This is a genomic window from Bacillus sp. FSL L8-0167 (assembly GCF_038630295.1).
Classification (GTDB): Bacteria; Bacillota; Bacilli; order Bacillales; family Bacillaceae; genus Bacillus; species Bacillus safensis.
On the sequence record NZ_CP152027.1, the window covers coordinates 1326657 to 1350997 of the forward strand.

Below are 24341 nucleotides of genomic sequence, written 5' to 3' on the forward strand. Positions count from 1 at the left end.
ATAATGAAATTACGTCAACCAATGCCAGAACTAACTGGTGCAAAAGAATGGTTAAATGGAGAAGTAACAAAAGAAGATTTGATTGGTGATAAACCAACATTGATTCATTTCTGGTCAGTCAGCTGTCATCTTTGTAAAGAGGCAATGCCTCAAGTCAATCAATTCCGTGATGAATACAAGGATCAATTAAACGTTGTGGCAGTTCATATGCCTCGTTCAGAGGATGACCTAGATCTAGAAAAAATCAAAGAAGTTGCGAAAGAGCATGAAATCACGCAGCCAATCTTTGTGGACAGTGATCATCACTTAACAGAAGCCTTTGAAAACGAATATGTACCGGCATATTATGTATTTGATAAAACAGGTGCTTTGCGCCACTTCCAAGCCGGCGGAAGCGGAATGAAAATGCTTGAAAAACGTGTCAATCGAGTGCTTTCTGAGTCTGAAAAGGCTGCAGAATAAGCTTTTCCCCCATAAATGGGGGTTTTTTCATGGACAAAATTAGGAAGCATATGGCTTCGGATGAGTTTTTATGTAGGTGTTATTCCTAAGAAAAGAGAAAATGAGGGAGTTTATTAAAAAATATCCCTGAAACAAAAAGGTATAACGACCTATTTACATTTTTGTTTTGAAATGAAAATGTAAAGATTTTAACTTTTTACTATTCAGAACGTTTTTGCACAAAAGAAATTTCAGTTAGGTAAATAACTATATAAATCAAGTAGTATAAGCGTTTATTCAATTTTTTTACAATATTTTAAGGTTTGTCAAAAGCCTATAGTGGCAATGAAATGGGTGCCGATTTTTCCTCTTTGGCAAAATTTTAGTTGAAAATACCTATCTGTTAGCAAACTGTAAAATGATAAAAAAATAGTTGATAAAATTAGTTTTCTAATCTAATATTTACTATAGAATATTTTTTATATGATGAGGGGGAAATCCATTGTTTAATGAGAGGGAAGCGTTACGTTTACGATTGGAACAATTAAACGAGGCAGAAGTAAAGGTCATCCGTGAATATCAAATTGAGCGAGATGCGATTTATGCAAAATTAAGAGAATTAGACCGTCAAGGAACAGGTCTAGTGTCAGATACAAAAAAAGAAGTACGTACAGAGAGAAAGACGGATTCACTGCCTGTATTAGCTGAGCTTGCTGCGCAAGAAATGAGAAGCTACCAGCAGCCGGCACAACCACAATCATCATCTTTAGGAACAGGACAGCTAAACGGTGCGCCTGTAGGTATTCCTGAAGGATCGACAAGACGCAGAAGAGGCACAGCTCGTCCTGGCTCTAAGGCAGCGAAGCTTCGTGAAGCTGCGATTAAAACGTTAAAGCGTCATAATGCAGCGATTAAAAGCTCAGAGCTTCAAAAAGAGATCGAAAAAGAGAGCGGTCTTGAAATCCCAAATATGACAACGTTTATGCAAAGCTTAATTAAAATGTACCCTGAAGTGAAGAAGCCTTATCGCGGACAGTATATTTTAGAAGGTGACATTCAAACAGAAGACGAATAAATAAAAAACTGCTGGGCATAAAAGCCAGCAGTTTTTTATTTTGAGAATTATTTCTTTTGATCAACTGTATAGACAATTTTGCGTTCCTTGGGCAGGTGATCACGCTGTTTTTTGAAGCTGTCGATTTTGACTGTCATGACTTCTCCATTACGCTGCACTGCATCGACTTGTTCCTGAAGTGTTTGAACTTGTTCGTTGAGTTTCTTCAAGATCGGTTCGATTTCTTCTGTCGTTTGCAGGATGCGGTCTCGTGAGAATGGCTGTGCATTTGTTTGTGCTGACTGGTCAATATCAGCAAAATGAGAGGCAATCCATTCTTCGCTTTCTGCTAACTGTTTTTGATAGCTTGTGAGCGTTTCGTAAAAAATCGCTTCTTTTGCTTTTTCAATTTGCAGTAATTTCTCCTGTGTTTCATAAAAACGCTCTTGAAGATGTCTGACGCCTTCCTGTAATACATGGAGCTCTGCGTTTTTATTGCCCAATGTTTGCTGCAGCTTCTCAATCACTGCGGATAAAGTATTTCCTTTTTTCTCCTCTTTTGCAAGTCGTTTATCTTGATCCTCTATCCGTTCATTTAATTGTTGAGAGATTTCTTTATATTTGACAACTTTCAAATGCAGCCTGTGTTTTTCTTCTGTTTCTTTTCTTCTATGATAGGTTTCCTTTTGCAGCATCTCATGGAGAAGGACCATTTTATGTAATAATTCTGATTTGCTGTAGGAGAGATCCTGTATTTTTGAGGCAGCATCGTGTTGATCATTGGTCATTTCATCCAATTGTTGTTTTAATTGCGTGAAATCCTTTTTCATCTCATGATATTCTTGAGTTAACTTCTTATTTTTAGAATACGTATATGAGGACTGTAAATCAGAGATCATTTGTTGATATTTGGCAGTTTCAGCTTTTAAGTATAAATTCTCTTGAGATAAATCATGGAATAGGGGAGAAGCATGACGCCTGTTCATCGATAGACCCTCCTTATTCATGTTACCAATAAAGTATGCGAAAGGAGTGCGATTAGAACAACCATATCAAAGGAGGACTTAGAGGATGCACGTAGTGAATGTAATTTTAGCTGGAGGCGCTTCCAGACGCTTTGGAGAGCCAAAGGCAAGTCATATGTATCAAGGGAAACCATTATATGAGCATGTGAAAGAGCAGCTTTTAGGAGGGCAGACGGTTATCATCAGCCATCCGTCGCTTCTTCCTTTTTTCAAAGCAAGAGGTGAACAAAGTGTGTGGTTAGATGATGAAGAGGTGCGCGGATGCGGACCGCTTGCCGGCATATATACGGCGATGCAAAAGCAAAAGGCAGAATGGTATTTAGTAACGGCATGTGACATGCCTTTCATCCGGAAGGAAACGGCGAAAGTATTATCGTCCTATTGTAGCGAGCACACAGACGCCATCATTCCGCTTGTTGAGGGCAGATTACAGCCTTTGTTTGCGCTTTATCACCGCCGCTCTCTGCCGTTTATTCGCGCGTGTTTAAAAGAGAATCAATTAGCCATTAAAGACTTGCTTCAAAAGCTTCAAGTGCGCATCGTTTCAGAGGAAGAACTGAACGTGACATCAAACGAATTTCGTAATATCAATAAAAGAAGCGATTTACCTGAAAACGGTATGATATGATACATAAAAACGGTGAGGAGAGAGCAGCATTGAATGACCGATATTCAAGACAAATCTTGTTCCCTCCGGTGGGGGAAAAAGGACAGCATGGGCTGGCTGAAAGTCATGTTCTGATCGTTGGAGCCGGTGCTCTTGGTACCGCCTCTGCGGAAGGGCTTGTTCGGTCTGGCATCGGTACGCTTACGATTGTCGATCGTGATTATGTGGAATTTTCAAATTTACAGCGGCAGCAGCTGTACACGGAACATGATGCAAAGGCGCATGTGCCAAAAGCAGCAGCGGCAAAAAAACGTCTCGAGCAGATCAATCATGAAGTGAAGATACATGCCCTGATTGAAGATGCAGGGGCGGAGCTGTTAAGGCCGTTATTCCAGAGAGCAGATATCGTCATTGATGCAACAGATAATTTTGAGACAAGAATGGTCATGAATGATTTATCACTAGAAACAAAGACGCCGTGGATATATGGCGCTTGTGTGAGCAGTCAGGGGATGTATATGGCCATATTGCCGGATAAAACGCCATGTTTATCATGTGTGTTCACGGCAATGCCTGTTGGCGGCTTGACGTGCGATACAGCGGGGATTATTTCACCTGCCGTTCAAATGGTTTCTGCTTATCAGCAAACAGAGGCACTCAAATATTTAACAGGTCATGAAGAGCAAATCGAGCGGAAATTTGTCACGTTTGATCTTTGGCAGTCTACATCCTTTAAAATGGATTTATCTCGCACGAAGCAGAAAGACTGTCCAACTTGCGGCACGGCAAGAACCTATCCTTATTTACATGACCAGCGTAAAAAATCGACGGTCCTTTGCGGACGTGACACCGTTCAAATTGTATCAAAGGATTTAGCAAAACTATCATTTCAGCATATAAAAGAGCGGCTCTCATCTATATGTGAGGTGGAAGTAAACGACTTCTTAATCCATGTACGCTACGAAAATTACCGAATGGTCTGTTTCAAAGGGGGACGTGCATTAATCCATGGAACAAACGATGAAAAAGAAGCCAATTCATTACTAGCAAGACTGCTAGGGATATAGGAGTGAAGTGTGATGGAAAGACGGCAGCCAATACAAGTAGAAGAGGCCATAAAGAAAGTCCACCAATACGAAAAACATGGAGAAATAGAATGGGTCCCTTTAAAGGACAGCCTTGGACGGTTTATTGCAGAAGATATTTTGGCAGACCATGATGTTCCGGCATTTGATCGTTCTCCGTATGATGGCTTTGCACTTCGGGCAGAAGATACAAAAGAAGCATCAAGCGAGCATCCAGTTGAATTCGAAGTCATTGATCATATTGGTGCAGGAATGGTCTCAGCAAAAACCATCGGTCCCTTTCAGGCCATTCGTATTATGACAGGAGCAAAAATTCCAAATGGCGCAAATGTCGTTATCATGATTGAACTGACGAAGACTTTTGAAAAAGGCGGCAAATCATTCATGTCACTGAAAAGACCGCTGAAAAAGGGAGACAATATTTCTCGTCAAGGAGAAGAGGTACTCAAAGGAAACGTGATGGTCAAAAAAGGAACAGATGTCACTCCTGGCGTCACGGCTCTATTGGCGACATTCGGATATGCGGTAGTGCCAGTTGTCAAAAAACCGGTGATTGGCATTATCTCAACAGGCACAGAGCTTCTTCAAGTAAGTGATGCCATGGTGGACGGCAAGATTAGAAATAGTAATCTTAGTATGGTCTATGCGCAGGTACTTGAGGCCGGAGCTGAGCCGCTTGATTTAGGCGGAGTCTCCGATGACTTTGACAAAAGTTATCATGCAGTAAAAGCAGCCATAAGCAAGGTAGACATTCTGATCACAACAGGCGGTGTGTCAGTGGGCGATTTTGACTTTCTGCCTGCCATTTATGAAAAACTGGGAGCCAAGGTCCTGTTTAATAAAGTAGCCATGAGACCCGGAAGTGTGACGACTGTTGCTGCAATGCCAAATGGTCAATTGCTGTTTGGGCTGTCCGGAAATCCTGCTGCCTGTTTTGTGGGCTTTGAATTATTTGTGAAGCCGATCATCTATAAATGGTATATGAAAGAAAATCCATTTCCCGCTTTTGCTGAGGCGAAACTCACACATGATTTTCCAAAAGCCAATCCGTTTACTCGTTTTGTTAGGGCTGCCCTTCAATTCACTGGCAGTCACATCAGTGTGACTCCGACAGGTCTTGATAAATCAAGTGCAGTGACCTCTATTGCAGAGGCTGATTGTTTCATCGTGCTGCCTGGGGGAACAAGAGGTTTTCAAGCAGGTGATCAAGTTGCTGTTCTGCTGTTTCAGCACAAAGGCGGTGGTTCCTCGTGCTGGATGACAAATTAAGCATATTACAGCTGGTCGGTTATCAAAATAGCGGCAAGACCACGTTGATCGAAAAGCTCTGTCAGCTGGCTGAACGTGAAGGGCTGAAGCTAGGCTGCTTTAAACACCATGGACATGGCGGGACACCAGATCGTCTTTTCAAAGAAAAAGATACCGATCGATATGTACAAGCAGGGGCATATGCCGCAGGTGTGGAAGGAGAGGGTGAATTTCACTTTTCGATGCAGCACATCACGTTAGAGCAGTTGCTCAGCATGTGTCAGCATCTTCCGTTAGACGCAGTGCTCATAGAGGGGTACAAACAGGCGACTTATCGCAAAATCGTTTGTGTAAAGAATGAAGAGGAGCTTATTGACCTTTCAACTCTTTCTAATATACAAGCAGCTATTTATTTTTCTCAAGAGGATCCATTAACCGAAAATTACCCGTTTCCTGTGTTTTCATCTTTTGATAAGCGCGGGATGACATTTGCTTTTCACTTATTGAAGGGAGGCGGCACGTTTTGAGCGAACTTTTTAAAATAACAAAAACACCGATTGAGGTAAACGAATTGATTCAGCATGTGACAAGACGAAAGGCAGGAGCGATTACAACGTTTATCGGGACGGTCAGAGAATGGACAAACGGCAAGAAAACATTGCGTTTAACGTACGAAGCATACATACCAATGGCGGAAAGCATGCTAAGGCAGATTGGACAAGAAATGAAGAATCGGTGGCCTGACACTGAAGCAGCGATTGTGCACCGTATTGGAACACTTGAGATAACGGATATTGCTGTTGCGATCGCCGTTTCTTCTCCTCATAGGAAGGCTGCCTACGAAGCCAATGAATATGCTATTGAACGAATCAAGGAAATCGTTCCTATTTGGAAAAAAGAATATTGGGAAGATGGAGAGGCCTGGATAGGTAATCAGCTTGAAACGGTTTCATATCCAGAAGGTAAACCTAGCCATCTTCAACTTGCAGAGAAAGAAGGTGATCAGCATGATTAATGTGTTATTGTTCGCCGGCCTTGCTGAGAAGGCCGGGAAACAACAAATCATCATTCAAAAAGAACAAACAACGGTTGATGAGATTAAAATAGAATTACAGGAGGTATATGGTGTTGATGCTGCACAAAATGTAATGGTTGCAGTCAACGAAATATATACGAGGGAAAATGCTGAAGTGCGTAGCGGGGACACTGTTGCACTCATTCCTCCTGTAAGTGGTGGATAATAGATATTAGAGGATTTGGTTATGGCCGCCCGGCTGTAACCAATTTTTTATGTGTGAAAAGTTTGTAGAGGTACTTGGGTATGATCTTCGTAAATAAAACATCCCCTTCTTGCTTTAGAAATGTGAGGATCGAGCTGCTGAATGAGATCATACAATTCGCTGATTCGTCTCACATTGAAATCTGTTTGGGCTTGAAGCTGTTCCTTTAATTCTTTTGTGCTCACAATGCTTCCCTTTTTCTCTTTGATAATATCTACACATCTTGCAGCGTAGTATATTTTGTCGTTAGAAGGTCTGCTTTCTTTCATATCAAGTAATTTGAGCTCATGATAAATCGATTCTCTTTCCTTTCGAAAGTATTGCCATGCTTCTTGTTCCTTTTCATACAGTAAAATCAATTGCATTTTCAATTTTTCTCTTAACATTCACTTGACTCCATTTCCACTATCATTTAACCTACCTCTATTTTACATTATATGAAAAAATAACTTTTGATCAAGTAAAATCCCTTTATTTTTAATTTTTTAATATGAAAGTATTGATACTAAAGACTTATTTGTTCTGTAAAAGAAACCAATCATAGTCCTATAAAGCCGGGATTTGTCCAAATTACTAGGATTATTTTAACAAAAAATTGTTGTGTCTATCTAAGACCATGCGAATCCAAAAGAAAAGGATATTTATTCCGAAAGACATATTGTTTACTTAATAAAATGTTTTTAAGTCAGTAAAAGCACGATTCTTGATATGAATATGGTCGGATCATGGGGTCATTTGAAGGGTTTCATTCGTGAAAATAGAATAATAGATAAAATTTTTTCTCAACGAAAATAAGAAAATCAAATGATCGATCATTTATTGGCAATCTTTTGATAAAATAGAAAGAAAAAGAGCGTCATTGTGCGTTTGCATATTTGCTTGACATAGAGAGGATGACATTTGGTGAAAAAAAACATGCAAAAACCTACGATCATTGGAGTGAGCACAAGACCATCAGAGCACCTGAAAAGAGTATGGGAAAATCCAGTTGTTTGGTGGCCTTTATCTTGTGTGCTTATTTTAACAGTTGTTGTGACTTATTTGTCTGAGCTCGTAAATAAGGGAATGTGGGCAGATTTAAGTTTGCCGGTACCTGTTGTTTATGTGGTGACGCTCATTGGTCTGGTATTTGGGATTGTCATCAATGCTGCTATATATAAGTTCATCGTATTTTTAGCGAAAGGTGATGCATCATTTCGGCAGCTGTTTTCAGCGGTTCTGTTCATTACACCCGTTACGATCATTGGGACGATTATTTCTCATTTGGCAGTAATCCTTTTTCATGTTCCAAAAGATGTCACGGTTACTTCGTTAAACGCACTCATTCGAATTTCTGGTCCATGGCATGCGGTGTTAGCCAATATCGATCTATTTGTGATCTGGAATCTTGTTTTAACAGGCTTTTTATTCATCCAAGTTGGGCGTATATCACCGAGAATTTCTTGGGTGATTATAGGCGTCTTTTATATCTTATCGTTAATTTTTCAATATGTAGGAACAGCAATTAACATATCAGTAAGCTGGGGGTAGAATGTTTTTATGAGAAAGAAAATCATCATCGGATCTATTTTAATTATTGTGATTGGACTATTTATTGGATTTAATATTGCGAAAAACCAAGCAAAGCCTGTTTCTACAGCAGCGATTAAAACAGTCAAACTCACGCCGAAAGAAATCACATCTACGGTGATGACACCCGGGACACTTTCATTCTCTGAAGAGCAGTTCATCTATGAAGAAGAGGAAAAGGGGAAATTGAAGGGAATTGCTGTGAAAGAAGGGGAAAAGGTAAAGGCTGGAACGCCGCTTCTTACATATGAAAACAAGGAACTGGAGCTTGAGGAGCAGCAGCAAGCATTAGCCGCTGAGTCAAGTACATTAAAATTGGAACAATTGCAAAATAGGCTGAGTGAATTAGATGAGAAAAAAGCAGGCGGTTCTGACGCTAATGCCAAAAGCGAGCGAGATCAGCTTCAATTAGAACTGAAAGCGGCTGAATTAGAACAAAAGCAAGCAAAGATCAGCCAAGAAAAAGTAAAGGCGCAAATAGAAGATTTAACCGTACATAGTAAAATTGATGGAACAGTGATTTCCATTGAGCAAGAGGCCGGAGCAGGGGGGCCGGAAGATAGGCAGCCGATCATCCATATTGGTAATGAGAAAAAAATGATCGTGCGGGGTTTGATCTCAGAGTATGATGCCATCAAAATCAAAAAGAAACAAAAAGTGAAGGTAACGTCTGATGTCATTCGCGGGAAGAGCTGGCAAGGAGTCGTGAAAAAAGTAGGTGCTGTTCCTGTCCAGACTGCGGCCGAAACAACTTCGAGCGATCAAACGGTTCAATATCCTGTTGAAGTTGAAATAAAGGGGAAGAAACCTGAGGCGAAGCCTGGTTTTAAAATGATCATGGAAATTGAAACAGATAAGCGCCAGGCGCAAACAATTCCTGAAACAGCAGTAAAAAAAGAGACTGATGGACAATACGTTTATGTTGTTCGAGAAAATGTACTGAAAAAAGTAAAAGTGGTCATAGGGGAAACGTCAGGTCATGATCTTGAAGTGACAAAAGGTGTCAAGGCAGAGGACCAAATCATTGCTCATCCAACAGATGACATGTATGACGGAATGGAAGTGAATGCTGAATGATTCAGCTTTCCAACGTAACAAAAAGCTATGAGGTCGCACACGAAACATTTGATGTATTAAGTGACATGAATCTTGTCATTGAAAAAGGTGAGTATATGTCCATTATGGGCCCGTCAGGCTCTGGAAAGTCAACATTAATGAATATTATTGGCTGTTTAGACCGTCCGACGACGGGACAATATCATTTTCAAGGTACAGAGCTGTCAGCAGCAAAGGATCAAGAGCTCGCGGTTATTCGAAATCAATCCATTGGATTTGTTTTTCAGCAATTTCACCTCCTGCCAAGGTTAAATGCGAGACGCAATGTTGAACTTCCGATGATTTACGCTGGGATCAGCCAAAAGGAAAGAAAAGAACGTGCGGAATTGGCACTTGAAAAGGTTGGTTTGGCAGATCGAATGAAACATATGCCAAGTGAGTTGTCAGGAGGACAAAAGCAAAGGGTGGCAATTGCACGAGCGATTGTCAATAAGCCTCAGCTTATTTTGGCAGACGAACCGACTGGTGCTCTCGACTCAAAAACAAGCATGTCAATTATGGAACAGTTTACACAGCTGAATGAGGAAGGGACAACGATTGTGCTTGTCACCCATGAAGAAGAAATAGCTGCTTATACAAACCGTACGGTCGTTGTGAGAGATGGACGGCTTGTTGAAGATAGATGGATGCAAGGGGACGCTATGAATGAAACTCTTTGAAAATATCAAAATAGCGCTGAATTCGGTTTTAGCTCATAAATTACGTTCTATTTTAACGATGCTTGGGATTATTATTGGTGTTGGATCAGTCATTGCAGTCGTGGCGATCGGTCAAGGCGGTGAGCAAATGTTAAAAGGATCGATTTCAGGTCCAAACAATACCATTGATATGACATATACGCCTTCTGACGAAGAGTTAAATGCAAATCCAAATGCTTTATTCGAAGCCTCATTTACTGAGGAAGACATAAAAAGCATTAGGACAATCAATGGGGTGAAGCAGGTCGCTTCCTCGACTGCACAAGGAATGCAGCTGAGATTTCAAGATACGACAGTTGATGCGACAGTTAACGGCATAAATGAGGGGTATACGGATGTACATTCATTACAAATCGCAGAAGGAAAGAATTTAAGAGATATTGACTTTAGAAGCGGCAGAAGAGCTGCCCTCATCTCGGATGGCTTACAAAAAGAACTATTCAATGGACAAAAGGCATTAGGTGAACTGATTTGGATGAACGGACAGCCAGTTGAAGTCATCGGTGTGTTAGCAAAACAGAAAGGGATGTTTTCATTTGATATGAATGAATTATATGTCCCATTTGCGATGCTCACCTCCACATTTGGTATGAATGAATATGATAAGTTGTCTATTCAAGTCGCACATGCGGATCAAATGAAGGAAGTAGGAAAGAGCGCGGCTGCCATATTAAATGAAAATCATCATACAGAAGATGCTTACGAAATGATCAATATGGAAGAAATCGCAGAAGGGATCGGTCAAATAACGTCCGTTATGACAACGATCATTGGCTCAATAGCCGGAATCTCTTTACTTGTCGGCGGCATCGGTGTGATGAATATTATGCTCGTTTCTGTGACAGAGAGGACAAGAGAAATCGGTATTCGAAAGGCGATGGGCGCAACAAGGGCGCAAATTCTCGTTCAGTTTTTAATTGAGTCTGTCGTTTTAACACTCATCGGCGGGCTGATGGGAATTGCACTTGGTTTAGGCGGTGCTTCGCTAGTTTCACTATTTGCCGGCTGGCCGTCTCTCGTATCTTGGCAAGTGGTTTGTGGAGGCGTACTGTTTAGTATGCTCATTGGTATTGTTTTTGGGTTAATTCCTGCGAATAAAGCAGCGAGACTAGACCCTATTGAATCGCTCAGGTATGAATAATTCGGAGAAGAAAAAAGCATACAAACGGTTTACATTCGCCTTCATTACCCATCAAAAGCTTTTATGCAAATCGCATAAAAGCTTTTTTTAGTTCCATTGAATGAAATAAAAAATGATAGAAATGCTAATATCATGACTTTCATCTTAATGTCACATATTTTTCAGTTTACAAATGGTACATATAAAGGTAAGATGACCATGGTGAAAGATTTTGATAGTTATTGAATGTATTTGATTGTTTTGTATTGATAATGTTGAAAAAAGCGATTACAATAAAGGTGCGCGCAAAATGAATACGTTTTCAAAAGGGGTGTTCTCATGTTAACACCGGAAAGACATCAACTCATTATCGACAGCTTAGAAGAAAATGATGTCATTAAAATACAGGACTTAACGATGATGACGGATGCGTCTGAATCTACAATTAGAAGAGATTTATCAGCCCTTGAAGAAAAAGGATTTCTGAAAAGGGTTCATGGAGGAGCGGCCAAGGTTTCGAGTATTCGCCTTGAACCAGATGTATTTGAGAAATCTGCCAAAAACCTTCAAGAAAAGTCATTGGTAGCAGAGGCAGCGGCATCTCTTTTAAAACAGGGTGACTGTATTTATTTAGATGCAGGTACAACCACACAGCAAATGATTGAATATATCGATCCAGATCAAGATATTGTCGTGGTGACTAACGGTGTGATGCACATTGAAGCACTTATGAGAAAAGGCATTACCTTTTACTTGACAGGCGGATCAGTGAAACATCGAACAGGAGCCATGGTGGGAGCCTCAGCTTTGACAGCGATGGAAAATTATCGTTTTGACAAAAGCTTTGTTGGGACAAACGGCATTCATCCCGAGGCGGGTTTTACAACACCTGATCCAGAGGAAGCACTCATGAAAAAAAGAGCCATGAAACAGGCGAAAAAAACCTATATCTTATCAGATGCCTCGAAGTTTGGCGAAATATCGTTTTCAACCTTTGCTAGTTTACAGGAAGCCACCATTATCACAAACGACGCAAAAGAGGATTCATTCGATAATTACCATGAAAAAACGGTTATAAAGGTAGTGAAAACATGATTTATACAGTTACTTTAAACCCATCAGTTGATTACATTGTACACGTGGAGGATTTTGCAGTCGGCGGTTTAAATCGTTCAACCTATGATCAAAAATATCCAGGTGGTAAAGGAATTAATGTCTCAAGGCTATTAAAACGTCACGGTGTTGAATCAAAAGCACTTGGATTCATTGGTGGATTTACAGGCAAATATATTCAAGATTTTTTACAGAACGAACAATTACAAACAGCCTTTCACGAGGTGTCAGAAGATACAAGAATTAATGTGAAACTAAAAACAGGTGAAGAGACAGAAATCAACGGCCTCGGCCCATCAATTACTGAAGCGCAATTTGAGTCATTTCTATCTCAATTTTCTTCATTAACTGAAGGAGATGTCGTGGTTTTAGCTGGCAGCATTCCTTCTTCATTACCTCATAACACATATGAGCGTATTGCTGAAGTTTGCAAAGAGCAAGGTGTAAGAGTTGTTCTTGATATTTCTGGCGAAGCGTTAAAAAAAGCAGCTGACATGAAACCATTCTTAATGAAGCCAAATCATCATGAACTGGGTGAAATGTTTGAGACGAGTATTTCATCAGCAGAAGAAGCAATTCCTTATGGGAAAAAGCTGTTAGAACAAGGTGCTGAACATGTCATCGTCTCCATGGCTGGAGATGGCGCCCTTTTATTCAGTAAAGAAGGAATCTATCAGTCCAATGTTCCAAAGGGAACGCTCGTTAATTCAGTTGGAGCAGGAGATTCAGTCGTTGCAGGGTTTTTAGCCGGCGTTTCAAAAGGCCTTTCAATTGAAGATTCATTTAAGCTTGGTGTTACTTCAGGAAGCGCTACAGCCTTTTCTGAGGAGCTTGGCACAAAAGAGCTTGTTGACACACTATTACCACAAGTAAAAGTCACACGCATTTAAAGGAGGAGTCATCATGAAAATTACAGAACTACTCACGAAGCATACCATTAAGCTTCAATTAGACAGCCAGCAGAAAGAAGCAGTCATTGAAGAGCTGGTCACTGTTTTAGATACAGCAGGCAAGTTAAATGATAAAGAGGGCTACAAAGAAGCTGTGATCAATCGTGAAAAACAGAGCTCTACTGGTATTGGCGAAGGAATTGCCATCCCGCACGCTAAAACAGCAAGTGTAAAAGAGCCTGCCATTGCATTTGGCCGCTCAACTGCTGGTGTTGATTATGAATCACTAGACGCGCAGCCGAGTCATCTTGTCTTTATGATTGCCGCAACTGAAGGCGCAAACAACACGCACTTAGAGGCACTTTCTCGTTTATCCACACTTCTAATGCGTGAAGAAATCCGAAAGCAGCTCCTTGAAGCGGCGACTGAAGATGAAATCATTGAGATCATCAATACACATGATCAAGATGATGAAGAAGAAGAGGAAGTTCAAGAGGAGCCGGCAGCAGAAGGAAAACCCGCTAAAATTTTAGCAGTAACAGCTTGCCCAACAGGCATTGCCCATACATTTATGGCAGCAGATGCTTTGAAAGAAAAAGCAAAAGAAATGGGCGTTGACATTAAAGTTGAAACAAATGGCTCTGGCGGTATTAAACATGCCCTTACAGCAAAAGAAATTGAAGAAGCACCAGCCATCATTGTGGCAGCGGACAAGCAAGTAGAAATGGAACGCTTTAAAGGCAAGCATGTCATTGAAGTCCCTGTAACAGCTGGTATTCGCCGTCCACAGGAATTAATTGAAAAAGCAATCAATCAAGATGCGCCGATTTATAAAGGTTCAGGCGGCAGTTCTTCTAAAGAAGAAAATGAATCATCTGGCAAAGGAAGAAGCGGATTTTACAAGCACTTAATGAGTGGTGTAAGTAACATGCTTCCATTTGTTGTCGGAGGCGGTATCCTTGTTGCGATTTCATTCTTCTGGGGCATTAACTCAGCAGATCCTAAGGACCCTTCATTTAATTCATTTGCAGCTGTCTTAAAAGGAATTGGCGGCGATAATGCGCTTGCCTTAATCGTTGCTGTATTAGCTGGGTTTATTGCCATGAGTATTGCAGATCGTCCAGGTTTTGCGCCAGGTATGGTCGGTGGTTTTATGGCGTCAGCAGCAGGTGCAGGGTTCTTAGGCGGACTGATTGCTGGTTTCCTAGCAGGTTACATTGTTGTGCTGCTCAAAAAAGTATTCACATTCGTACCGCAGACACTCGACGGGATTAAACCGGTTCTGCTGTATCCATTGTTCGGTATTTTCTTCACAGGCATTATCATGCATTATATTGTCAACACACCAGTGAAAATGGTGATGGACGGATTAACACATTGGCTTGAATCATTAGGTACGGGAAACCTTGTCTTAATGGGTATTATTTTAGCTGGTATGATGGCAATTGATATGGGAGGCCCAATTAACAAAGCGGCTTACACATTTGGTCTTGCAATGATTGCTGCTGGCAACTATGCACCGCATGCTGCAATTATGGCAGGCGGAATGGTACCACCACTAGGTATTGCACTTGCAACAACGATCTTTAGAAATAAGTTCTCAAAACGTGACCGTGAAGCAGGGATTACATGTTACTTCATGGGAGCTGCCTTCATCACTGAAGGGGCGATCCCGTTTGCGGCAGCAGATCCTCTTCGTGTGATTCCTTCAGCTGTTATTGGTGCAGCAGTTGCTGGCGGATTAACGGAATTCTTTAGAGTGACGCTTCCTGCACCGCATGGCGGACTATTTGTTTTCTGGGTAACAAATCATCCAGTTCTTTATATCATCAGCATCTTAATCGGTGCTGTTGTGACAGCGATTTTACTGGGTATTTTGAAAAAACCAGTCAGGCAAGAAGCGTAATGCAGAAGAGAAGCATCGTGAAAAACGGTGCTTCTTTTTGTTTAATCATCAGTGAATTAGGAAAAAATATCTAATTAGATGGTTGTCTTGTGAATTTTTAAATGACATATGATAAAGTAAAGTTATTCAATTCACGTTTCAAGTCTTTTAGCAGAAAGTCTTAGGAGGAAGCAGTATTTTGAACGAAGAAAACAAACAAAACGAAAATGAAATTCAATCTGATGCGAAGCAAGCCAAAACAGAGAAGAAAAGTTCACTGTTTGAATGGATCAAAGCCATTTTAATCGCACTTGCACTCGTCTTGCTCATCCGTACGTTTATATTTGAACCGTATGTGGTGGAAGGAGAGTCAATGGAACCAACACTTCATGATGGGGAAAAGCTGTTTGTCAACAAAACCATTAACTATCTCGGTGGTGTAAAACGCGGTGACATCGTGATTATTAATGGAAAAGATGGTCAGAAGATTCATTATGTCAAACGATTGATCGGCCTTCCAGGTGATACGATTGAAATGAAGGATGATACGCTTTACATTAATGGTAAAAAAGTAGATGAGCCTTATTTAAAAGAGAATAAGGCGCATGCGAAAGAGTATGAAGTGCATTTAACTGGAGATTTTGGCCCAGTGAAAGTACCGAAAAACGATTATTTTGTGATGGGGGACAACAGACTGAATTCCATGGACAGCAGAAATGGACTTGGCCTCATTGAAAAGGATCGGGTTGTCGGGACATCAGAATTTGTTTTCTTCCCATTTGGCGACATTCGACAGACAAAATAAAAGCACCTTCTCATGGGCAAGAGAAAGGTACTTGAACGAGCGACCCTTACAGAAGGGTCGTTTTTAATTTGGCGTGAGCACTGTAACAATGATCACAATCGCTAGAACAGAAGCGAATACAGATCCGGTAATGGCTAAAACGGATCGAAACAACCCGATCTTTAGGTTTTCTTTTCCCCGCTTTTGTAAAAAACGTTTGGAAAAGATGTGAACCAGTGTGTAAATGAGGATAAGCCCAATATAAAGGCCAAAGTCCCTCGCATTAAAGCCTGTTGCAGATAAATAAATGCCCATAAAGAAAATCAATAAACAGTATTCCATCAGTGTGAGTAATCTCAAATCGCCCGAACTCCTTCAATCAATCATTCCCGTTTATTATATCATAATAGACAAAAAGCCTTCGTTCTTAGCGAGAGACGTTTCTATCAAACGTTATTCATGTTATACTTCATATTGATGAATGAGTGATGGAGGATTAATAAATGATTGCAGTAAATAATGTTAGTTTGCGCTTTGCTGATCGTAAACTATTTGAAGAAGTAAATATTAAATTCACTCCTGGCAACTGCTACGGATTAATTGGTGCCAATGGAGCTGGTAAATCAACGTTCCTAAAGATTCTTTCTGGAGAAATTGAGCCTCAAACGGGCGATGTTCATATGAGTCCTGGTGAGCGTTTAGCGATTTTAAAACAGAACCACTTTGAATACGAAGAGTTTGAAGTGCTGAAAGTCGTCATCATGGGTCACAAACGTCTATATGACGTGATGCAGGAGAAAGATGCGATCTATATGAAACCTGATTTCTCAGATGAAGACGGGATTCGTGCAGCGGAGCTTGAAGGTGAGTTTGCTGAATTAAACGGCTGGGAAGCTGAAAGTGAAGCAGCGATCCTATTAAAGGGCCTTGGCATTCCAGAAAGCCTTCAATCGAAGAAAATGTCTGAGCTTGGCGGTTCTGAAAAGGTAAAAGTACTTTTAGCTCAAGCTTTATTTGGCAAGCCTGACGTTCTTCTTCTCGATGAGCCGACGAACCACTTGGACTTACAAGCAATCCAGTGGCTCGAAGAGTTCCTCATTAACTTTGAAAATACCGTCATCGTCGTTTCGCATGATCGTCATTTCTTAAACAAAGTATGTACACATATTGCGGACCTTGATTTCGGAAAAATCCAAGTATACGTCGGTAACTATGATTTTTGGTATGAGTCCAGCCAGTTAGCGCTGAAACTAAGCCAAGAAGCAAATAAGAAAAAAGAAGAACAAATTAAGCAGCTTCAAGAATTCGTTGCCCGGTTTAGTGCGAACGCTTCTAAATCGAAGCAAGCGACATCAAGAAAGAAATTGCTTGATAAAATCTCTTTAGATGACATTAAGCCGTCTTCACGTAAATATCCGTATGTTCATTTTGCGCCAGAGCGCGAAATCGGAAATGATGTCCTTCAAGTAGAAGGTCTATCAAAAACAATTGACGGTGTGAAAGTACTGGATAATGTCAGCTTTATTATGAACCGCGAAGATAAAATTGCGTTCTTAAGCCGTAACGAGCTTGCTGTGTCCACTTTATTTAAAATCCTTGCTGGTGAAATGGAGCCAGACAGCGGATCATTTAAATGGGGCGTCACAACGTCACAAGCCTTTTTCCCGAAAGATAATAGTGAATACTTTGAAGGAAACGATGTTGATCTCGTTGATTGGCTTCGTCAATATTCTCCGAATGATCAAAGCGAAAGCTTCCTGCGTGGTTTCCTAGGACGTATGCTTTTCTCTGGGGAAGAAGTGAAGAAAAAAGCAAGTGTCTTATCAGGAGGAGAAAAGGTTCGTTGTATGTTATCAAAAATGATGCTGTCTGGAGCGAATATATTGCTGCTGGATGAGCCAACGAACCACTTAGACCTAGAATCCATTACAGCGCTGAATAACGGTCTCATGAGCTTTAAAGGAGCCATGCTCTTCTCATCTCATGACCATCAGTTTGTTGAAACAGTCGCAAACCGGATTATCGAAGTGACGCCAAATGGCATCGTCGATAAACAAACAACATATGATGAGTTCTTATCAGATCAAGACATCCAAAAAAGACTTGAAGAGCTTTACGCATAAATAAAAAAAGACATCCATAGGATGTCTTTTTTTGATTAAATCGCCCAGTTTCCATTTCGGAAGATCGGTTCGCGTTTCCCGTCTTTTGTGATCCCGTCAATATTCATTTCCTTTGAACCAATCATAAAATCAACGTGTGTAATACTGCTGTTCACACCTGCTGCATCCAATTCTTCTCGTTTCATTTCTTTTCCGCCTTCGATATTAAACGCATATCCGCTGCCGATGGCAAGGTGGTTTGATGCATTTTCATCGTAAAGTGTATTGTAATAAAGAATATTTGAGTTAGAAATTGGTGAATCATCTGGTACGAGGGCAACCTCACCTAGATAATGAGAGCCTTCATCTGTTTCAACGAGAGATTTTAACATATCTTCGCCTTCTTTTGCTTTCACATCCACAATCCGGCCATTTTCAAAGGTTAATGAGAACTCATCAATGATGTTTCCAGCATAGCTGAGCGGCTTTGTGCTTGAGACTGTCCCGTTTACACCGTCTTTTTTCGGTACGGTAAAGACTTCTTCTGTCGGCATGTTGGCCATGAACGAAACGCCGCGTTCACTTACGCTGCCAGCACCTACCCAAATATGCTGCTCTGGAAGCTCAATCGTTAAGTCTGTGCCCGGTGCTTCATAATGAAGCTTGTGGTAGTGGCGTTCATTGAGTATTTTGACCTTTTCATTTAATGACGCATCGTGCTTTTTCCAAGCCTCAACTGGATCTGCTTGATCAGCGCGTGCGACTTTAAAGATTTGATCCCACAATAACGTGACAGCTTCTTCATCTGTATGATCAGGGAAAATCTTTTTCGCCCATTCTTTTGATGCAGCACCTACGACTGTCCAAGCGACTTTGTCAGATTGAACGTATTGACGATATGTATGTAGTGCTGAACCAGCAGCTTTTTGCTGTGCAGCGATTTTTTTCGAATCAATGCCTCGCAAAAGGTCAGGGCTTTCTGACAGAATGGTAATAAAAGCGCCTCCGCGTTTTGCGATGGTTTCCATCATCTGTGCTTCCCATTCAGGGAATTGCTCAAATACATCTTGCGGTGCATGTTCATACTTTAAACGGGTGAGAACACCATCACTCCAGCGGATATGTACGTTTTTCGCCCCGCGCTCATACGCGTGTTTCGCTACAAGACGAACAAGATGTGCAGATTCAGTAAATGCGGATACAACGACTTCCTGCCCCTTTTGTACATTCACACCGACTTCAATGATGGTCTTCGCATATTGATCTAGTTGTTTTTCAAATGAACTCATAAAAACCCCTCCTTTAGTCATGTTCATCATATCAGATTTATGACCGAAAAGGAAAATGGGGAGCCCGTTTAAAGCCAAAATAAAAAAGCCGCTTTCGTGCGGCTTTTTTAGCGGTTCAGTTGTTTCACAGGCTGTGCATTAGAAGGCGGCATATGTGAAAACGACAGGCTCATTCCTCCTAAAATAATACCCGTTAAAATGACTGTGACAACGACCCGTTTACCTAAATCAAGCAACATGTTCTTCCTCCTTCACGTTTATCCATTTCTCACGATATGATCGAAATGACAAAAAAAGAAGTAGAACAAGAAGATTATTTTAAAGTTTTTTGCAATTTGTCGATCACTTCTAATGAACGACCTGTTCCAATTGCAACAGATTCAAGGGGATTGGCTGCAATATGGACTGGAACAACAATCTCTTGAGAAAGCCATTCTTGAATTCCATTTAAAAGAGCGCCTCCGCCAGTTAAAATGACGCCGCGGTCTACAATATCTCCGCTTAGCTCTGGAGGGCTGTCCTCTAATGTGGCACGGATCGCTTCTAAAATATGAAGAAGTGATTCTCGCATGGCGCCTTGAATTTCATGAGAGACAAGTGTGATCGTTTTTGGCAGACCTGTCACAAGATCGCGCCCGCGCACTTCTAATGATTCAGGCTCATGCTCAATAAGACCATACCCAATTTCCATTTTCACCTGCTCGGCAGTCCGTTCGCCGATTAATAGGTTATATTTCTTTCTGACAAACGTAATGATATCTTCATCCAGCTGATCGCCGCCAATTCGGATCGAATGACAAGAGACAACGCCGCCAAATGAAATGATCGCAACTTCTGTTGTTCCGCCGCCAATATCGACTACGACGTTCGCCACAGGCTCGTCTACCGGAAGATCAGCACCGATTGCAGCTGCAACAGGTTCTTCAATTAAATGCACATGCTTTGCTCCGCAGTTTTTCACAGCATCGCTGATGGCGCGGCGCTCAACAGCTGTTGAACCAGAAGGTGTACATACAACGACAGTTGGCTTTCTAAAGGTAAACCCGATATTTTTTCCTGCTTTTTTCATGATTTGTTTAAGTAAATCTGTTGTCATATCATAATCAGCGATGACACCGTCTTTCATCGGACGGATCGCAACAATTTTCCCAGGTGTTTTCCCGATCATTTCTTTTGCTTCTGATCCGACGGCAAGTACAGTCTTTGTTTCTGTATCGACTGCTACGACGGACGGTTCATTTAAAATAATTCCCTTATTTTTACTATAAACCAATATGTTAGCTGTTCCTAAATCAATTCCAATTTCGGCATTTTGAAACATGTTTTCACCCAATCTCTATTTTTGCTGTTTTAAACAATTTTACATTTAAAAGTTCAGAGGGTTGATGTCATTTGTGGGGGTTTGTGATCACCTTGAAATGAATCTGTAAAATTCAAGTATCATTTTGACAATCACAATAAATTTTCCCTTTGTTTTTTCTTTTATGAAAAAAATTTTTATAGAGGAGAAACCTTTTAAGAATCTCTTACGTCTACGATATATCAATTGGTGAAAAACAGATTGATCTTGAGCTAATGAAAGAAAGAGGGAACGAAATTGAAATCTATCGGAGTCGTAAGAAAAGTAGACGAACTAGGGCGTATTGTGATGCCAATCGAATTGAGAAGAGCACTTGATATCGCTATTAAAGACAGTATGGAATTTTTTATAGATGGAGATAAAATCGTCTTGAAAAAATATCAGCCAGAGGGCGTTTGTCTCATGACTGGTGAGATTACATCAGAGAACCATGAATATGGAAATGGTCAAATTACATTAAGCGCTGAAGGCGCAGAACTGCTGTTAAAAGAACTGCAAGAAGCTCTTCAGAAGTAATCAAAATAGCCTGCTCTCTTCCTCTGTGCTGAGAACAGGCTATTTTTTCTTTAAAAAAGTTCCTTAAAAATGCCCCATCTCCCTCAAAAAATAAGTGGAAAATGGTACAATTGACAAAGAATCTCAGGGCGGCAGGTGGAATCATTTGAACAAAACATATCAAGTGCGGATCGTGTTATCTGTTCTTGCATTTATCTTAATCATAAGCTGGGATTTCTTTTATTATGTAGGCGGCTATCAAATAAATTGGCCGCTCGATCTAGCCTTTACAGTCGTTGTGTTAGCAGGGATCTGGGTTGTCTCAGGATATGTAGACCGCTTGAATTTACTTGTGTCAGATCTAAATAAGAGAGAAAAAGAAGCACACGAACTGACAGAGCGGCTGAATCGAATTACAGATAACTTGCAAGAAATTGTCTTTGAAACAGATGAAAAAGGGCACATCATTTTCTTAAATCAAGCATGGAAACAAATGACCGGCTATGACATAGATGAATGTCTAGGTACGATGTACAATCAGTACTTTGATCAAGAAGAAAGAGTTATTCAGCATTTGTCATCTGTCATCAAAGAGCATAAAGATTCAGGGCGGATCGAGCTGCAGCTTCTTCATAAAGAGGGGAAGAAAGTATGGGGAGACGTTCATTATAAGCTCTACTTTGATGAGGAGCACCAGTTTACTGGAGGTATTGGAACAGTTGCAGATATTACAAAACAAAAGCTGGCAAAGCTTGAGCTTGAAAAATCAAATCAACAAGTGCAAATGCAGGCGCAAAAGCTGGCCGTTGCAGGACAAATAGCCGCTGGAATCGCCCATGAAGTCAGAAATCCGCTGACCTCAGTAAACGGCTTTTTGCAGCTGATGAAAACACAATATCCTGAAAGAACCGATTATTTTGACATTATCTTTTCTGAAATTAAACGGATTGATTTTGTTTTAAGTGAGCTGCTGGTGCTGGCAAAGCCGCAGTCGGTCCATTTTCAAGAAGTTCAGCTTCATGGACTGTTAGAACAGGTGATTACATTGCTAAAAACCAATGCAGTCCTTTCGAATATTGATCTCAAACAGCCATTTAAAAAGCAGGATGCCGGCGCTATATTAGCAGACGCTAACCAAATGAAGCAGCTGTTCATTAATTTAATCAAAAATGCCATTGAGGCAATGCCTGAAGGCGGCAGTATATACATATCAACAGAAAAAGTGATGAACGAATGGAAAATTACCATTCAAGATGAAGGAAAAGGGATGTCTGAAGAGGATATTCAGAAAATATATGATCCTTTCTTCTCCACAAAAACAGAAGGGACGGGACTTGGCCTCACCATCTGTGCAGCGATTTTAAAAGATCATCACGGTAGGATGGATGTGGTCAGTGAGCTGGGAAAAGGTACAGCTTTTCATATCTATTTACCTGTGTGGCAAAAAAGCAGACACCAGCAAGGCGAGAGGACGTGATTTCATGAAGGAGAAAGCTTTATTTGTATATGGGACGCTTCTGCAGCATGAAGAGCACCACGAGACGTATATGAAAGAAAGCAGGCCATTAGCTAAATCAGCTTGGATCAGCGGCAGTATCTATGATACAGGTCAAGGATACCCTGCGTGCGTTCTAAAAGAGAAAAGCACAGTATATGGAGAATTGTACGAGGTAACCGCAAGCACGCTGAATAAGATAGATTTGCTTGAGGAAGGGTATGACAAGCAGGTGGTCGATGTCATGACAGACAAAGGGCCGGTGGCGGCTGTTACATACACTTTACCAAAGCAGAAGGCATCATCGCTGAAGGAGATCGAGAGCGGCTGCTGGAAGGAATATAGAATGTGGCAGCAGCAGCCGGCATCCTTCTATTATTTTGCCTATGGCTCCTGTATGGATGATGCAAGATTTAAACTGGCGGAAGTTGATCATTATTTTAAACAAATCATCGGCGGCGGTGCTCTGAACGGCTTTACAACTAGATTTACATTGGTAAGGCCTGATGGATCAAGAGCAGATATGGTAGAAGACGGCGGAGAAACAGAGGGCGTTTTATATGAGGTTCCTTTTGATGCCATTCGATATTTGTACAAACGAGAAGGCGTCTATGAGGGCACATATCGTCCAGCTTTTGTCGATGTCAAAATAGGTGATCAGATATATGAAGACTGTTTAACCTTTCTTGTTCTTCAAAAGAGCGAAGAAATTGCTCCGCCAGGTCATTACCGCAGTGAAATTGAAAAAGGAGCAGATCTTTACTTAAGTGAAGCATTCCGCAAAAAAATTCGCTCGCATATGGATTCATTAATCAAACCGTAGTAAAATGCATGGTAAGTGAGATAAAAGGAGTCTGAACATGAAAAAGGAATATGCAGTCATTGGTCTTGGACGCTTTGGCGGAAGTATTTGTAAGGCGCTGAGCGAAGAAGGACTTGAAGTCATGGCCATGGATATGAATGAAGATCGAGTGAACGAATACGCGAAAATTGCGTCACATGCGGTCATTGGTGATTCGACGGACGAATCTGTTTTAAAAAATCTCGGCATTCGCAATTTTGATCATGTCATCGTTGCGATTGGTGAAAACATTCAGGCCAGTATTTTAACGACGATTATGCTGAAAGAGCTTGGCGTTAAAATGGTCACAGTAAAAGCGCAGAACGATTACCACGAAAAAGTGTTAAATAAAATTGGAGCTGATCGCATCGTTCATCCAGAGCGGGACATGGGCAGACGAATTGCACATAAAATCATCTCCAATAACGTATTAGATTATCTTGAGCTGTCAGATGAGTACAGCCTCATTGAAATCGTTGCCAACAGCAGGCTTGCTGGGCATTCTCTTTTAGATCTCGATATTAGAGCGAGATATGGCATTAATATTGTGGCGATTAAGCGTGGAAAAGAAGTGATTGTTTCACCGCTCGCAGATGAAATGATTCAAAAAGAAGATATTCTGATTGTCATTGGGGCAGTTGCCGATATCGGACGTTTTGAAAAACGAGAAATGCAGAACGATTATTAAACACTCCTAGGCGGGGTGTTTTTTAATATGATTGTGTACACATGAGGTGGACAGTGAAGAGGGAAGAAGACATTTAAAAGGGCTGTTTTGTTCTGCATAAACAGCTAAAGTCATTCATCATATTTTTCATGCAATTATCACTATTCAGAAATAAAA

27 protein-coding genes are annotated in these 24341 nt (G+C 40.9%); 21 read left to right on the forward strand and 6 right to left on the reverse strand.

Annotated elements, in window-relative coordinates; genetic code table 11:
- The first annotated feature begins 3 nt into the window (after positions 1-3).
- Together MHB66_RS06755 and rok are read left to right on the forward strand one after the other, a co-directional pair.
- The gene (locus MHB66_RS06755) at positions 4-462 is read left to right on the forward strand and encodes a TlpA disulfide reductase family protein (protein ID WP_024424727.1); all 459 of its coding nucleotides are present in this window, start codon (positions 4-6) and stop codon (positions 460-462) included.
- A 481-nt stretch (positions 463-943) separates the two neighbouring features.
- Positions 944-1516 carry a transcriptional regulator Rok gene (rok, locus tag MHB66_RS06760; RefSeq protein WP_024426871.1) on the forward strand — a complete coding sequence of 191 codons (573 nt, stop codon included), beginning with the start codon at positions 944-946 and terminating at the stop codon, positions 1514-1516.
- Between the two features lie 47 nt (positions 1517-1563).
- Here rok and MHB66_RS06765 read toward each other — a convergent pair whose 3' ends face one another.
- Entirely contained in the window at positions 1564-2481 is a 918-nt protein-coding gene (locus MHB66_RS06765; protein ID WP_046310808.1) for a hypothetical protein, read from the reverse strand.
- Between the two features lie 85 nt (positions 2482-2566).
- Between MHB66_RS06765 and MHB66_RS06770 the strand changes: the two genes are divergently transcribed.
- From MHB66_RS06770 to moaD, 6 genes are read left to right on the forward strand one after another with little or no spacing between them, the layout of a single operon-like run.
- Positions 2567-3148 (forward strand): molybdenum cofactor guanylyltransferase, encoded by a 582-nt coding sequence (locus tag MHB66_RS06770; protein ID WP_046310811.1) that lies wholly within the window; start codon positions 2567-2569, stop codon positions 3146-3148.
- A 29-nt stretch (positions 3149-3177) separates the two neighbouring features.
- A complete protein-coding gene (locus tag MHB66_RS06775) occupies positions 3178-4194 on the forward strand; it encodes a thiazole biosynthesis adenylyltransferase ThiF (protein WP_046310813.1) in 1017 nt (338 codons plus the stop codon).
- 9 nt (positions 4195-4203) lie between these two features.
- Positions 4204-5481: a gephyrin-like molybdotransferase Glp gene (gene glp / locus MHB66_RS06780; protein WP_046310815.1), complete on the forward strand. Its 1278-nt coding sequence runs from the start codon at positions 4204-4206 to the stop codon at positions 5479-5481.
- Positions 5463-5987, forward strand: coding sequence for a molybdopterin-guanine dinucleotide biosynthesis protein B (gene mobB / locus MHB66_RS06785; RefSeq protein ID WP_034281948.1), 525 nt, complete (start codon positions 5463-5465; stop codon positions 5985-5987). The genes glp and mobB overlap by 19 nt, the downstream gene beginning before the upstream one ends.
- Positions 5984-6475: a molybdenum cofactor biosynthesis protein MoaE gene (locus MHB66_RS06790; RefSeq protein ID WP_034281605.1), complete on the forward strand. Its 492-nt coding sequence runs from the start codon at positions 5984-5986 to the stop codon at positions 6473-6475. Before mobB ends, MHB66_RS06790 begins: the two co-directional genes overlap by 4 nt.
- Positions 6468-6701: a molybdopterin converting factor subunit 1 gene (gene moaD, locus MHB66_RS06795; RefSeq protein ID WP_034281607.1), complete on the forward strand. Its 234-nt coding sequence runs from the start codon at positions 6468-6470 to the stop codon at positions 6699-6701. The genes MHB66_RS06790 and moaD overlap by 8 nt, the downstream gene beginning before the upstream one ends.
- A gap of 47 nt (positions 6702-6748) precedes the next feature.
- Here moaD and MHB66_RS06800 read toward each other — a convergent pair whose 3' ends face one another.
- Positions 6749-7126, reverse strand: coding sequence for a hypothetical protein (locus MHB66_RS06800; protein ID WP_034281609.1), 378 nt, complete (start codon positions 7124-7126; stop codon positions 6749-6751).
- 517 nt (positions 7127-7643) lie between these two features.
- Here MHB66_RS06800 and MHB66_RS06805 point away from each other — a divergent pair.
- The 8 genes from MHB66_RS06805 (at position 7644) to lepB (ending at position 15936) form a co-directional block, all read left to right on the forward strand.
- A complete protein-coding gene (locus tag MHB66_RS06805; RefSeq protein ID WP_034281610.1) occupies positions 7644-8270 on the forward strand; it encodes a YIP1 family protein in 627 nt (208 codons plus the stop codon).
- A 9-nt stretch (positions 8271-8279) separates the two neighbouring features.
- Entirely contained in the window at positions 8280-9386 is a 1107-nt protein-coding gene (locus tag MHB66_RS06810) for an efflux RND transporter periplasmic adaptor subunit (RefSeq protein ID WP_034281611.1), read from the forward strand.
- Positions 9383-10084: an ABC transporter ATP-binding protein gene (locus MHB66_RS06815; RefSeq protein ID WP_034281612.1), complete on the forward strand. Its 702-nt coding sequence runs from the start codon at positions 9383-9385 to the stop codon at positions 10082-10084. The genes MHB66_RS06810 and MHB66_RS06815 overlap by 4 nt, the downstream gene beginning before the upstream one ends.
- Positions 10071-11264 (forward strand): ABC transporter permease, encoded by a 1194-nt coding sequence (locus MHB66_RS06820; protein WP_034281613.1) that lies wholly within the window; start codon positions 10071-10073, stop codon positions 11262-11264. The genes MHB66_RS06815 and MHB66_RS06820 overlap by 14 nt, the downstream gene beginning before the upstream one ends.
- Positions 11265-11582: 318 nt before the next feature.
- Positions 11583-12338: a DeoR/GlpR family DNA-binding transcription regulator gene (locus MHB66_RS06825; RefSeq protein ID WP_034281614.1), complete on the forward strand. Its 756-nt coding sequence runs from the start codon at positions 11583-11585 to the stop codon at positions 12336-12338.
- Entirely contained in the window at positions 12335-13246 is a 912-nt protein-coding gene (gene pfkB, locus MHB66_RS06830) for a 1-phosphofructokinase (RefSeq protein ID WP_034281616.1), read from the forward strand. The genes MHB66_RS06825 and pfkB overlap by 4 nt, the downstream gene beginning before the upstream one ends.
- 13 nt (positions 13247-13259) lie before the next feature.
- Positions 13260-15152, forward strand: a complete 1893-nt coding sequence (locus tag MHB66_RS06835) for a PTS fructose transporter subunit IIABC (RefSeq protein WP_024424741.1) — start codon at positions 13260-13262, stop codon at positions 15150-15152.
- Positions 15153-15363: 211 nt separating this feature from the next.
- The gene (gene lepB, locus MHB66_RS06840; RefSeq protein ID WP_029706712.1) at positions 15364-15936 is read left to right on the forward strand and encodes a signal peptidase I; all 573 of its coding nucleotides are present in this window, start codon (positions 15364-15366) and stop codon (positions 15934-15936) included.
- 63 nt (positions 15937-15999) lie between these two features.
- Here the strand turns inward: lepB and MHB66_RS06845 are convergent, their stop codons facing one another.
- Positions 16000-16275, reverse strand: a complete 276-nt coding sequence (locus MHB66_RS06845; protein WP_034281618.1) for a hypothetical protein — start codon at positions 16273-16275, stop codon at positions 16000-16002.
- 143 nt (positions 16276-16418) lie between these two features.
- Here MHB66_RS06845 and MHB66_RS06850 point away from each other — a divergent pair, with 143 nt between their 5' ends.
- On the forward strand, positions 16419-18038 hold the full coding sequence (locus tag MHB66_RS06850; protein ID WP_024426884.1) for an ATP-binding cassette domain-containing protein: 1620 nt from the start codon (positions 16419-16421) through the stop codon (positions 18036-18038).
- Between the two features lie 35 nt (positions 18039-18073).
- On the opposite strand, the gene MHB66_RS06855 is transcribed toward MHB66_RS06850, so the two are convergent.
- The 3 genes from MHB66_RS06855 to mreBH form a co-directional block, all read right to left on the reverse strand.
- Positions 18074-19306 carry an aminopeptidase gene (locus tag MHB66_RS06855; protein ID WP_046310819.1) on the reverse strand — a complete coding sequence of 411 codons (1233 nt, stop codon included), beginning with the start codon at positions 19304-19306 and terminating at the stop codon, positions 18074-18076.
- Positions 19307-19413: 107 nt separating this feature from the next.
- Positions 19414-19545, reverse strand: coding sequence for a protein YkpC (locus MHB66_RS06860; protein ID WP_003210922.1), 132 nt, complete (start codon positions 19543-19545; stop codon positions 19414-19416).
- 74 nt (positions 19546-19619) lie between these two features.
- A complete protein-coding gene (mreBH, locus tag MHB66_RS06865) occupies positions 19620-20627 on the reverse strand; it encodes a rod-share determining protein MreBH (RefSeq protein WP_024424745.1) in 1008 nt (335 codons plus the stop codon).
- Between the two features lie 276 nt (positions 20628-20903).
- Here mreBH and MHB66_RS06870 point away from each other — a divergent pair, with 276 nt between their 5' ends.
- The 4 genes from MHB66_RS06870 (at position 20904) to MHB66_RS06885 (ending at position 24185) form a co-directional block, all read left to right on the forward strand.
- Positions 20904-21182: an AbrB/MazE/SpoVT family DNA-binding domain-containing protein gene (locus MHB66_RS06870; RefSeq protein ID WP_024424746.1), complete on the forward strand. Its 279-nt coding sequence runs from the start codon at positions 20904-20906 to the stop codon at positions 21180-21182.
- Positions 21183-21327: 145 nt separating this feature from the next.
- On the forward strand, positions 21328-22638 hold the full coding sequence (locus MHB66_RS06875) for an ATP-binding protein (RefSeq protein ID WP_046310821.1): 1311 nt from the start codon (positions 21328-21330) through the stop codon (positions 22636-22638).
- Positions 22639-22642: 4 nt separating this feature from the next.
- Positions 22643-23479: a gamma-glutamylcyclotransferase family protein gene (locus tag MHB66_RS06880; protein ID WP_046310824.1), complete on the forward strand. Its 837-nt coding sequence runs from the start codon at positions 22643-22645 to the stop codon at positions 23477-23479.
- 37 nt (positions 23480-23516) lie between these two features.
- Complete coding sequence (locus MHB66_RS06885; protein ID WP_008345123.1) at positions 23517-24185, forward strand: TrkA family potassium uptake protein; 669 nt, start codon at positions 23517-23519, stop codon at positions 24183-24185.
- Positions 24186-24341: the final 156 nt, after the last annotated feature.

Coding starts and splice junctions, on each gene's coding strand:
- MHB66_RS06755 (WP_024424727.1), top strand. CDS start 4: ATGAAATTACGTCAACCAATGCCAGAACTAACTGGTGCAAAAGAATGG.
- MHB66_RS06765 (WP_046310808.1), bottom strand. CDS start 2,481: ATGAACAGGCGTCATGCTTCTCCCCTATTCCATGATTTATCTCAAGAG.
- MHB66_RS06770 (WP_046310811.1), top strand. CDS start 2,567: ATGCACGTAGTGAATGTAATTTTAGCTGGAGGCGCTTCCAGACGCTTT.
- moaD (WP_034281607.1), top strand. CDS start 6,468: ATGATTAATGTGTTATTGTTCGCCGGCCTTGCTGAGAAGGCCGGGAAA.
- MHB66_RS06800 (WP_034281609.1), bottom strand. CDS start 7,126: ATGTTAAGAGAAAAATTGAAAATGCAATTGATTTTACTGTATGAAAAG.
- MHB66_RS06810 (WP_034281611.1), top strand. CDS start 8,280: ATGAGAAAGAAAATCATCATCGGATCTATTTTAATTATTGTGATTGGA.
- MHB66_RS06815 (WP_034281612.1), top strand. CDS start 9,383: ATGATTCAGCTTTCCAACGTAACAAAAAGCTATGAGGTCGCACACGAA.
- MHB66_RS06820 (WP_034281613.1), top strand. CDS start 10,071: ATGAAACTCTTTGAAAATATCAAAATAGCGCTGAATTCGGTTTTAGCT.
- MHB66_RS06825 (WP_034281614.1), top strand. CDS start 11,583: ATGTTAACACCGGAAAGACATCAACTCATTATCGACAGCTTAGAAGAA.
- pfkB (WP_034281616.1), top strand. CDS start 12,335: ATGATTTATACAGTTACTTTAAACCCATCAGTTGATTACATTGTACAC.
- MHB66_RS06835 (WP_024424741.1), top strand. CDS start 13,260: ATGAAAATTACAGAACTACTCACGAAGCATACCATTAAGCTTCAATTA.
- MHB66_RS06850 (WP_024426884.1), top strand. CDS start 16,419: ATGATTGCAGTAAATAATGTTAGTTTGCGCTTTGCTGATCGTAAACTA.
- MHB66_RS06855 (WP_046310819.1), bottom strand. CDS start 19,306: ATGAGTTCATTTGAAAAACAACTAGATCAATATGCGAAGACCATCATT.
- MHB66_RS06860 (WP_003210922.1), bottom strand. CDS start 19,545: ATGTTGCTTGATTTAGGTAAACGGGTCGTTGTCACAGTCATTTTAACG.
- mreBH (WP_024424745.1), bottom strand. CDS start 20,627: ATGTTTCAAAATGCCGAAATTGGAATTGATTTAGGAACAGCTAACATA.
- MHB66_RS06880 (WP_046310824.1), top strand. CDS start 22,643: ATGAAGGAGAAAGCTTTATTTGTATATGGGACGCTTCTGCAGCATGAA.
- MHB66_RS06885 (WP_008345123.1), top strand. CDS start 23,517: ATGAAAAAGGAATATGCAGTCATTGGTCTTGGACGCTTTGGCGGAAGT.